Below are 7,824 nucleotides of genomic sequence, written 5' to 3' on the forward strand. Positions count from 1 at the left end.
GGCCGGCATGCTGGCGGCGGGATTCTCCGCCCGGGCAGGCGGGCGGCTGGCGGGACGGGCGTCCGGACGACGCGGAGGGCGGCTGCGCATGGCCCGATATAGGCCGAACCACCGCCCGCGTCACGTCATGGCGACAGGGCATGACAACAGGGCGTTGACATGCCGGCCGAATGGCCTTAACCACCCTTTCCAACACGGAAGGGTGCCCGAGTGGCTAAAGGGGGCGGACTGTAAATCCGCTGGCGTGCGCCTACGTTGGTTCGAATCCAACCCCTTCCACCAAATATATTCCATAACAATTTGATCTTTCAAGGAAATTCTAGGGATCGCCATTCTTGGCCCCAAGAATGGCCCTAAAAATTGTTCTGGATGGTATTTGTTAATTTCCAGCGAGAACCGACCCTGTAGGGACGTTTGAGCGAATACCGTTATGACAATAGGTTGCCGTCCGAAGTCCTCCGGCGCTTGATCTTGCTTGGGCTTGAGGCGGCGAAGGAAAAGCCGTGTCCCTTATCACTAAGCCCCATGCGCTAGAAGCGACGGAGCGACGCGGGATGATCGCGGAATGGGTTGAACAGACGGTACTCTATCCAGAGTGGCGCGAGGCTGATCCGGTTCATGCGGATCGCATACGCTCGTATCGTGCTATCCCTGGGCTGGGCGACCGCGTGCTGCGTGTTCCCGGATAGGGATGCCGAGAAACGGAGGCCGAAGCCATGATCCGGACCAGCTATGATCCCGAGGCGGACGCCATGTTCATCTGGGTTGGCCCTGAGGGGGCAAAATCAGCAGAGACGCACGAAGTCTCCCCTGGCGTCATGCTGGACTACGATGCCGCCGGCAATCTGATCGGCATCGAAGTGCTGGATGTCCGGGAACGAACGGCGCGTCCCGGTCATAGCGCTGCCGCCTAACGGGTGCCCCTATTTCCGACCTGCTCCATGACGATATCATGGATTGCAGCGTCGGCGAGGCGGGTGCAGCTCCGACTTCCAGCATCTTGGCATAGAAGGCGTTCTCTTTGTCGCCGGCCCGTAGCACGACCGCGTCGCGAGATCGCTTTTTCGACATGCGCAGCTTGATGTACCTGGCCAGAGTGCCGATGACCCTGACGGGGGCCTGTTCCGGGCGCCGAGGCGCGGTAGCGGCCGATATCGCCGCCGCCACGATATGTGATGCTGCCGCCCGGCCCGTAATAGAGCCGGCCGCCGTCGCCGGTCGCCGAGCGGATCTTGCGCCAGGCAGAATGGATCACCGAAGACGCTTTCGTCGGAAATTCCCGTCTCGTTAAAACACAGATGGCCCAGCCGCTTGTATTGGAAGGCACCATGCGCCTGATCCGGATCGGCCGCTTTCTAAAACCATAGAGCTTCAACCCTGCGGCGCCACGCACGTTTCCAACACGAGCGAGATCGGGCATATCCGCCTCGGAAAGATCGAGAATAAGGGACGAAATAATCGGCGCGTGACCATTTCGACTGATCAAGTTTCGCTAGTTTGTTTTTTCCAAAAAGACGAGCACATTGTCGGATGGCAGATCGACCCAAGGAAATGTGCCTTCTACTCCATGCAAAGCCTTGGCGGCCTTCATGCCCCGTCCTGCCGCCAATGCTCAGAAAGTAATCGAAAATTGAGAAATGTGAAATGTGAACGATATCACTTCCAAAAACGGAACGTGTATGCCATATTAAAAATTGGTATAGCGCAAAAGTGACGCAATATGGAAATTCTGGTCGGCCCTGATGGAAGGATATGGTATCCGAATAGCAATGAATTATTTGGATACCTTGGGTATTTTGGACGCGATTGTGACCTGGTTTCGTATTCTATACGGAATCTCGGATTCGCAGCCATAGCGACATTCGCACGTTATACACGTATCCGCTTTCAGCCGGCATTGTTCCCGGCAGCCTGTCTGCAACGCGTACTCGAGATTATCCTCTATCACGCACCGCCGCGCATCGTCCTCGAACGCGCCGGTACGTTATTCGCGCCGCTGGAAGTTCTTCACAACCTCAACGACGCCGTCGCCCGCCTCCGGGCACTCCAGATCGCAACGCCTGATGAAGAGGAATCGTCCGGATCGCCCACCGCCGGATCGCCTACCATTGTGAATCTATCCCTGGACCGACTCCGGGATTCGAAGCGGGCGAGCATGCAAGCGGCATTTGCAATCTGGAAAGAGGCGAAGCGTTATACCAACGCGCGGAGCATCTCCAGGATTGCCGCCAACCCGGCGTTCGGAAGCGGGGCAGTCGCGTGGATGCCAGGACAAGACCGCTGCCTGATTGAGGCATGGCCGCAGACATACGGGAAATATGGCGAAGTTTCTTATGAAAGCCTGCTTGGCCGAGATGTACGGGACCTGCCCGACAGCGCATATATCCTTCCCGCTACCCGCAGCTATTTCGGTGTAGCGCACAGCCAAGCCCCTCGCCTGGAACTCATCGAGGCACTTGTGACACACCCCGATGGCTCCAGGTTCTGGTCCCGCTACGAACGGCTGCTCTTACCGTGGCGGACGAGCGCATCTGACATTTTCGTCAGTTCCGTTCCATTACTCAGGCTGGTTCGCATGCATTGAGTGATTCCGAATATGGCGGATCAATATATCTGGTGTTTCCCAGATCAGATTGCAGTCGAAGGTACGCCAGGCGCCGATGATTTGCATACCGCCTTGAATGGCCGGGTTGCCGTATAAAGGCAGAAGGGTGCGTGTCAATGGACCGCGCTCTACCATACCGATGGTAAAATCCGGCTTCCAAACCGCAAGCGAAATACTGCGCATCATGGCGATGGTCAGAACCGGAAGCCGCTTGCGGCGAAAGCTGGGGTGACACCAAAGACCACCGGCGAAGACGACTCGCCCACTAATTTCGGCAGCAATTGGCGCATCCGCGATCCATTTTTCATGCGGACCCATCTGCGTGCCCGGGTCGCGATAGGCAAGGCGGCCCGATTCCCATTCCTCCCGCAATGTGCTCGTTGGCCAATCATAGCGGCGTAGGATCAACGTCACGACCGGATCGCCCTCGGCTTGGCCCTCGATATAGATGACATTATCCGGATTGATATCGGATAGTTCAGGATCATAAATGGGTGAAAGCGGCTCCCACGTATCCTGATGCATTCGATTGACTTCTGCCATGCGATCGAAATCGCGCCCCATATGCCATGATATGCCCAACTGACGCGCAGATTCGCAAAGTTTTAGAAAGAAACGGCCAATATCTATTTTTTGTCCATGGTTTATTTCAATCGCATCCAGAAATGGACGAAGTTTTGTTGACATTTGCGTAATCTCTTCTTCGGGCGAGATTGCCCGACCGAAAGATTACTCATTTTTAACGACATTGATACGATCTGAATATTTGTATTTTTATTAATTCATTCTGTATTCGTATTATTTTTCATCGGCGATCGAAATGTCCGGACTGGCTGCGGGACTGCCGCGGAGGCGGTTCATGTCGCACGACGGCACGCCGGCTTCATGGATCCCCACCGTCGCCGTTTTCGCGTCCTACATCCCCCATGACGCACCACCGATGCTTACGCCCGGCAGCACATTGGTCACGTTGGCCGAACTCATCGGCACGACGCCACGGCCTCGGCCTGAGGCGACGCCCATCGTTACCTGCCCATGCATTCTGCCGTTATCCGGCGTTCCGTCCGGCGCGCCCATAAACGGGGGGGCGCCCACGTTCCGAAACAGGGCGGCACGCGGATCGTCCCGCCGGTCGATCGGATAAGAACAGCCGGACACGGCCAGCAAGGCGATCGCAAGGAACGAAGCACGTTTCACGTCGGAATGTCCTTCCCTCAGCCCCGGCGGGCCCACCCTAAATCCGGTCGGACAGCTTGGCCAGACGGCGTCCGTCGCGCCCGCCGCATGCGGTCCGCACGGCACGATCCTCGACGGAGAACGAACCTGTGATGTACGGCGCGGCAGAAGGCCTTGTCGCTCCTGCGTCGATCGGCTTTGCTGATCCCGTTGCCTCAGAACCATCATGGCTGAAGGAGACAAGCGGGCATGGGCCAGAATGCAGCGGCTCTTCGTTTCGATTCTGAACAGGCCGCGCCCGCATCGCCGGTCCGGAATGCCCGGCCGTCCTGGGCCGGCAGGCTGCTGCTGCTGCCGTTCCATGCGCTGGCCGTCTTCAGCGCGTCGAAAGCCTTCAACACCAACCCGGTCATCGGCAGCCGGACCCTCAACCGCCGCGGCCTGCATATCGGACGTCGCATGCTCGCGGCCAGGCTGGGCGCGATGCGCCGCCGCAGCCTCGCCGGATTGCTGTCCGACGAGGACCGCGCCGCCTTTGAACGCGACGGCTTTATCGTGAAGCGGGATTTCCTCGACCCCGCAACCTTTCAGGCTTTGCGGGACGAAATCATGGCGCTCGACGTCCCGGCGCGCGAGTCGGTGAATGGCGATACCCTGACCCGCCTGATTGCCCTCGACGGCCCGACCCTGGACAGGCTGCCCGTCGCCCGCGCCGTCCTGCAGGGCTCCGCCTATCGCGGCCTGATCAACTATGTCGGCTCGTTCCGCCGGCGCCCGTCGCTCTACGTGCAGAGCGTCTTCAGCCAGTTCGCACCGGGGGGCGCGCAGGACGTTCAGTCCTTCTTTCATACCGACACGTTCCATCCCACCGTGAAGTCCTGGTTCTTCCTGCAGGACGTGGATGACGACGCCGCGCCGTTCGCCTACGTGCCGGGCTCGCATCGCGCCAACCGGCGCAAGCTGGCCTGGGAACGCCGCGTGTCCTGCACGGCGCGCCATGCCGGCGATCGGCTGACGGCCGAAGGATCGTTTCGCATTTCGGAAGCCGAAATTCGCAGGCTCGGATATCCGGACGCACGGAAACTGCCCGTCGCGGCGAACACGCTGGTGGTCGCGGATACAAGCGGCATCCATCGCCGCAGCACGACCGACCGCAGCACCGTGCGCGTCTCGATCTGGGCCTATAGCCGCTCCAATCCGTTTCTGCCCTGGGCCGGCGGCGACCCGCTCGCCCTGCCGTTCATCGGCCGCCATGGCCAGCGTCTTTATTGGGCGGTCAGCGATCTGTTCAAGACCCCGGGCAAGGGGCAGCCCGTCTGGCGCTGGGTGGGGCGGCGTACCCCGCTCATGCCGCCGGCCCGGGATCGCTGATGCCCCGCCGGTCCGCACGGCGCGGCCGGGGTCGAAAAAAATCATGGAGGCAGTATGAAAATCAGCGCGCGAAACCAGTTGAAAGGCACGATCATCGAAATCCACAAGGGGGCGACGACGGCCCATGTGTCGATCGCGCTGCCCGGCGGCGCGGTGGTGATGGCGTCGATCACGAATGAGGCCGTCGACGAACTCGGCCTCGGCATGGGGATGGCGGCAACGGCCATCGTCAAGGCGTCGGACGTCATGGTCGGGGTGGATTGACCCCGGGCCCCCCGGATCGGCCGGGTTTCGCCCGTGGCCGCGGCACGAACCGGACGGGCGACGCGGCGTTGCGCAAGGACGAAGGGAGAACGCGCATGCCGGTGATGCGGACGGCGCTTGCCGCGGTGGCCGTCCTGGCCATGGCGGGATGCGCGGCCTATGGCGATGACGGCGATTACGATTATCGCCCCGCCGGATGGAACTCGGGGTGGTATTACGGCGCCTATGGCGGGCATCGCGGCTGGTATGACGAGCGCGGCTACTGGCGGGGCTGGCATGGCCATGGCGGCTGGCACGACGAAGGCCCCCACGGCTGGCGGGACCCGCATTGGCACGGGCGTTGAGCGCAGAGGCATCGCACGTCCCGGCATCGCGCGCCCAGGCATCGCGCATCCGGCCATCGCCTCCCTGCCGTCGCCCCTGTTACCGCATGCTGCCCGATCCCGGGAAATAGGCCCATTCCTCGGTCGTGCTGCCGTCCGGCAGCCGGCAGAGACCGGTCTGCTGGCCCGGACTGGTGCGGACGACCAGCCGGCCCCCCGATCTGGCACAGGCGTCCGCACCCGGTCGGGTGTGGGCCATCATGCGGTGGCGATGGCGCGACGGGCCCGCATGCTGGCAGGCGCCCAGCGGCATGGCGAGCAGGACGCCAAGCAGCAGCGTGGCGCGGCGCGGGCCGGCCGCCCAGCCTCGCGAGGCCCCAGCCTGTGGAATAATATCGACATTCCGTCTCATGCGGCCATTCTGGTGCCGGCGGAACGAAAAATACAGGCCCAGAGTAGCCAGGCCCGGGAATGATCAGGCCCGGAACGGCGGTCGCGGCTAATGGGGCTTGCGTTCGTTCAGAATCGTCTGCATCGCTTCCAGCACGTTCTTCCAATAGGCCACGTGCTCGTCGTCTCCGATCTCCTCGGCTTCAATCAGATGGGTCTTGGCCAGCAGAATGGCTTCGCTGCCGTGCTGCCGCACCAGTTCGGTCGCCTCTGCTGGGACGGGCTTTTGATGGATGAGCATGGATGCTTCCCACATCGAGAAACTGATGCCGACATGGGAAGCATGGCGGCCGGCGTCCATGCTCTCGCGCAGAGTTGAGACGGATATGGCCCCTCCCGGCGGCCGGATTGCGGCGGCCGGACTGCGGCGAAGGTGCCGAGGGGGCGTTGCGTTCGCCGACGGTCCGTCAGCCGGCGTGGTCCGCGTCGGGCGGAAGAAGCATCCGCTTCGTCCCTTGCGGCGGGGTGTCGGAGCGTCGGATGAGGTAATAGACGCTGCCGAGCGACAGCACCGCGCCGGAAAGCGCGAAGAGGTCCATCGCATTGACCTGCTGCAGATCGGCGACGATGAATTTGCGCACCGTCGCCAGCAGGCCGATCAGGATCACCGAGCGCATGCGGGCCGGTCCGGCCGGGTGCAGGTCGGACGTGGTGATGATGGAATGCTTGAATTCCATCGCGATCAGCACGGTGAAGAACATGCCGAATATACCCTGGATCAGGTCGATCGACGTCGTATTCTCCGCCCGCCCGAACAACAGGACGAAGACCTCGATCACCAGGTGGTACAGCGATGCCGAGGTGATGACGATGATCAGGAAGGTCAGGACCAGATTGACGAAGATTTCGAAGCCGTCGAACAGTTTATAGATGCCGCCGAGGGAGCGATTGAAAAGATGCATGAAGGCCGGGTTCCGGTGTAGTGCCGAGGGAAGGCCCTTCATACACTGATCCGGACGGCGGAAAAACGCCGTTCTTCCCTCCATCCCCGGCCCGCTTCCCAGCCGCCGGCGCGCCTCGCCCCGGGGCCGGAGGGTCCGGCCGGGCGAACCCGGCCGGAAGAGGCTTACAGCGTGACGTCCAGGCCGAACAGATAGGCCGAGCCCCCTGGAAATTGGCGGCGAATTCTTCAGCGAATAATTCATCGTATAGGACAGCGCGGGCGATTCCGGACCGGAATCGAATGCACTCAGATACAGCTTGGTATTCTTGTCGACATCCCAGCCGAGCGTGCCGGCATAGCCTCGCGAAGGATCGCTGGAAATCGTTCGTCTCATCCAGTCGGCCAGCGCGGCGGCGAAGAACGAGATGCTGAACGGCTAGTCCTTGCCGCCATGTTTCGCGAACGGATCCGATCTCTACCGCCGCCGTCCGGTCAACCGGGTCCTGGCGGCGAGCATGCACGAGATTCACCGCGGCAGTTTTTCCGCCCTGGCTGCACAAATCCTGCCATGCCCACAAGCCTGTCGCGGTCGCAGTCGCTGTTCGCCGTGACTGGTCCTGCAGGCGGCGCGCCCTCCGATCCGACGCCACGTTGCGGCGCCGTCATGACATGACGGGCCGCTCCCTCACTTCTGTCGCCGGCACTTGATTATCACTGGCCGCGCTCGGCGCCCGGCTTGGCGCCGCGTCCGG

General features: G+C 61.7%; 11 protein-coding genes and 1 tRNA gene. 7 read left to right on the forward strand and 5 right to left on the reverse strand.

Going from position 1 to position 7,824, the window contains the following annotated elements:
* The first annotated feature begins 196 nt into the window (after positions 1 to 196).
* The 4 genes from HUK84_RS07260 (at position 197) to HUK84_RS07275 (ending at position 2,584) form a co-directional block, all read left to right on the forward strand.
* Positions 197 to 282: transfer RNA gene (locus tag HUK84_RS07260), tRNA-Tyr, on the forward strand.
* Between the two features lie 434 nt (positions 283 to 716).
* Complete coding sequence (locus tag HUK84_RS07265) at positions 717 to 914, forward strand: DUF2283 domain-containing protein (RefSeq protein WP_176639691.1); 198 nt, start codon at positions 717 to 719, stop codon at positions 912 to 914.
* Positions 915 to 1,363: 449 nt separating this feature from the next.
* Positions 1,364 to 1,714, forward strand: coding sequence for a hypothetical protein (locus tag HUK84_RS23760; protein ID WP_374729285.1), 351 nt, complete (start codon positions 1,364 to 1,366; stop codon positions 1,712 to 1,714).
* A 6-nt stretch (positions 1,715 to 1,720) separates the two neighbouring features.
* Positions 1,721 to 2,584: a hypothetical protein gene (locus tag HUK84_RS07275; protein WP_176639692.1), complete on the forward strand. Its 864-nt coding sequence runs from the start codon at positions 1,721 to 1,723 to the stop codon at positions 2,582 to 2,584.
* On the opposite strand, the gene HUK84_RS07280 is transcribed toward HUK84_RS07275, so the two are convergent.
* Together HUK84_RS07280 and HUK84_RS07285 are read right to left on the reverse strand one after the other, a co-directional pair.
* Entirely contained in the window at positions 2,558 to 3,292 is a 735-nt protein-coding gene (locus tag HUK84_RS07280; RefSeq protein WP_176639693.1) for a hypothetical protein, read from the reverse strand. The two genes, HUK84_RS07275 and HUK84_RS07280, sit on opposite strands and share 27 nt — an antisense overlap.
* A gap of 228 nt (positions 3,293 to 3,520) precedes the next feature.
* Positions 3,521 to 3,802, reverse strand: coding sequence for a hypothetical protein (locus HUK84_RS07285; protein WP_176639694.1), 282 nt, complete (start codon positions 3,800 to 3,802; stop codon positions 3,521 to 3,523).
* 228 nt (positions 3,803 to 4,030) lie between these two features.
* Between HUK84_RS07285 and HUK84_RS07290 the strand changes: the two genes are divergently transcribed.
* From HUK84_RS07290 to HUK84_RS07300, 3 genes are all read left to right on the forward strand, one after another.
* Positions 4,031 to 5,152: a phytanoyl-CoA dioxygenase family protein gene (locus HUK84_RS07290; protein ID WP_176639695.1), complete on the forward strand. Its 1,122-nt coding sequence runs from the start codon at positions 4,031 to 4,033 to the stop codon at positions 5,150 to 5,152.
* Between the two features lie 54 nt (positions 5,153 to 5,206).
* Positions 5,207 to 5,416: a TOBE domain-containing protein gene (locus HUK84_RS07295; protein WP_176639696.1), complete on the forward strand. Its 210-nt coding sequence runs from the start codon at positions 5,207 to 5,209 to the stop codon at positions 5,414 to 5,416.
* A 95-nt stretch (positions 5,417 to 5,511) separates the two neighbouring features.
* Positions 5,512 to 5,760, forward strand: coding sequence for a hypothetical protein (locus tag HUK84_RS07300; protein ID WP_176639697.1), 249 nt, complete (start codon positions 5,512 to 5,514; stop codon positions 5,758 to 5,760).
* Between the two features lie 79 nt (positions 5,761 to 5,839).
* On the opposite strand, the gene HUK84_RS07305 is transcribed toward HUK84_RS07300, so the two are convergent.
* The 3 genes from HUK84_RS07305 to HUK84_RS07315 form a co-directional block, all read right to left on the reverse strand.
* On the reverse strand, positions 5,840 to 6,151 hold the full coding sequence (locus HUK84_RS07305) for a DUF333 domain-containing protein (RefSeq protein WP_176639698.1): 312 nt from the start codon (positions 6,149 to 6,151) through the stop codon (positions 5,840 to 5,842).
* A gap of 87 nt (positions 6,152 to 6,238) precedes the next feature.
* Complete coding sequence (locus HUK84_RS07310) at positions 6,239 to 6,490, reverse strand: hypothetical protein (protein WP_176639699.1); 252 nt, start codon at positions 6,488 to 6,490, stop codon at positions 6,239 to 6,241.
* Between the two features lie 106 nt (positions 6,491 to 6,596).
* Positions 6,597 to 7,091, reverse strand: coding sequence for a phosphate-starvation-inducible PsiE family protein (locus HUK84_RS07315; RefSeq protein ID WP_176639700.1), 495 nt, complete (start codon positions 7,089 to 7,091; stop codon positions 6,597 to 6,599).
* Positions 7,092 to 7,824: the final 733 nt, after the last annotated feature.

The sequence above is a fragment of the Nguyenibacter vanlangensis genome (assembly GCF_013376155.1).
Lineage (GTDB): Bacteria > Pseudomonadota > Alphaproteobacteria > Acetobacterales > Acetobacteraceae > Gluconacetobacter > Gluconacetobacter vanlangensis.

Excerpts from the sequence above, each read along its gene's own strand:
- HUK84_RS07265 (WP_176639691.1), top strand. The coding sequence starts at position 717 with ATGATCCGGACCAGCTATGATCCCGAGGCGGACGCCATGTTCATCTGG.
- HUK84_RS07275 (WP_176639692.1), top strand. The coding sequence starts at position 1,721 with ATGGAAATTCTGGTCGGCCCTGATGGAAGGATATGGTATCCGAATAGC.
- HUK84_RS07280 (WP_176639693.1), bottom strand. The coding sequence starts at position 3,292 with ATGTCAACAAAACTTCGTCCATTTCTGGATGCGATTGAAATAAACCAT.
- HUK84_RS07290 (WP_176639695.1), top strand. The coding sequence starts at position 4,031 with ATGGGCCAGAATGCAGCGGCTCTTCGTTTCGATTCTGAACAGGCCGCG.
- HUK84_RS07295 (WP_176639696.1), top strand. The coding sequence starts at position 5,207 with ATGAAAATCAGCGCGCGAAACCAGTTGAAAGGCACGATCATCGAAATC.
- HUK84_RS07300 (WP_176639697.1), top strand. The coding sequence starts at position 5,512 with ATGCCGGTGATGCGGACGGCGCTTGCCGCGGTGGCCGTCCTGGCCATG.
- HUK84_RS07305 (WP_176639698.1), bottom strand. The coding sequence starts at position 6,151 with ATGAGACGGAATGTCGATATTATTCCACAGGCTGGGGCCTCGCGAGGC.
- HUK84_RS07310 (WP_176639699.1), bottom strand. The coding sequence starts at position 6,490 with ATGGACGCCGGCCGCCATGCTTCCCATGTCGGCATCAGTTTCTCGATG.
- HUK84_RS07315 (WP_176639700.1), bottom strand. The coding sequence starts at position 7,091 with ATGCATCTTTTCAATCGCTCCCTCGGCGGCATCTATAAACTGTTCGAC.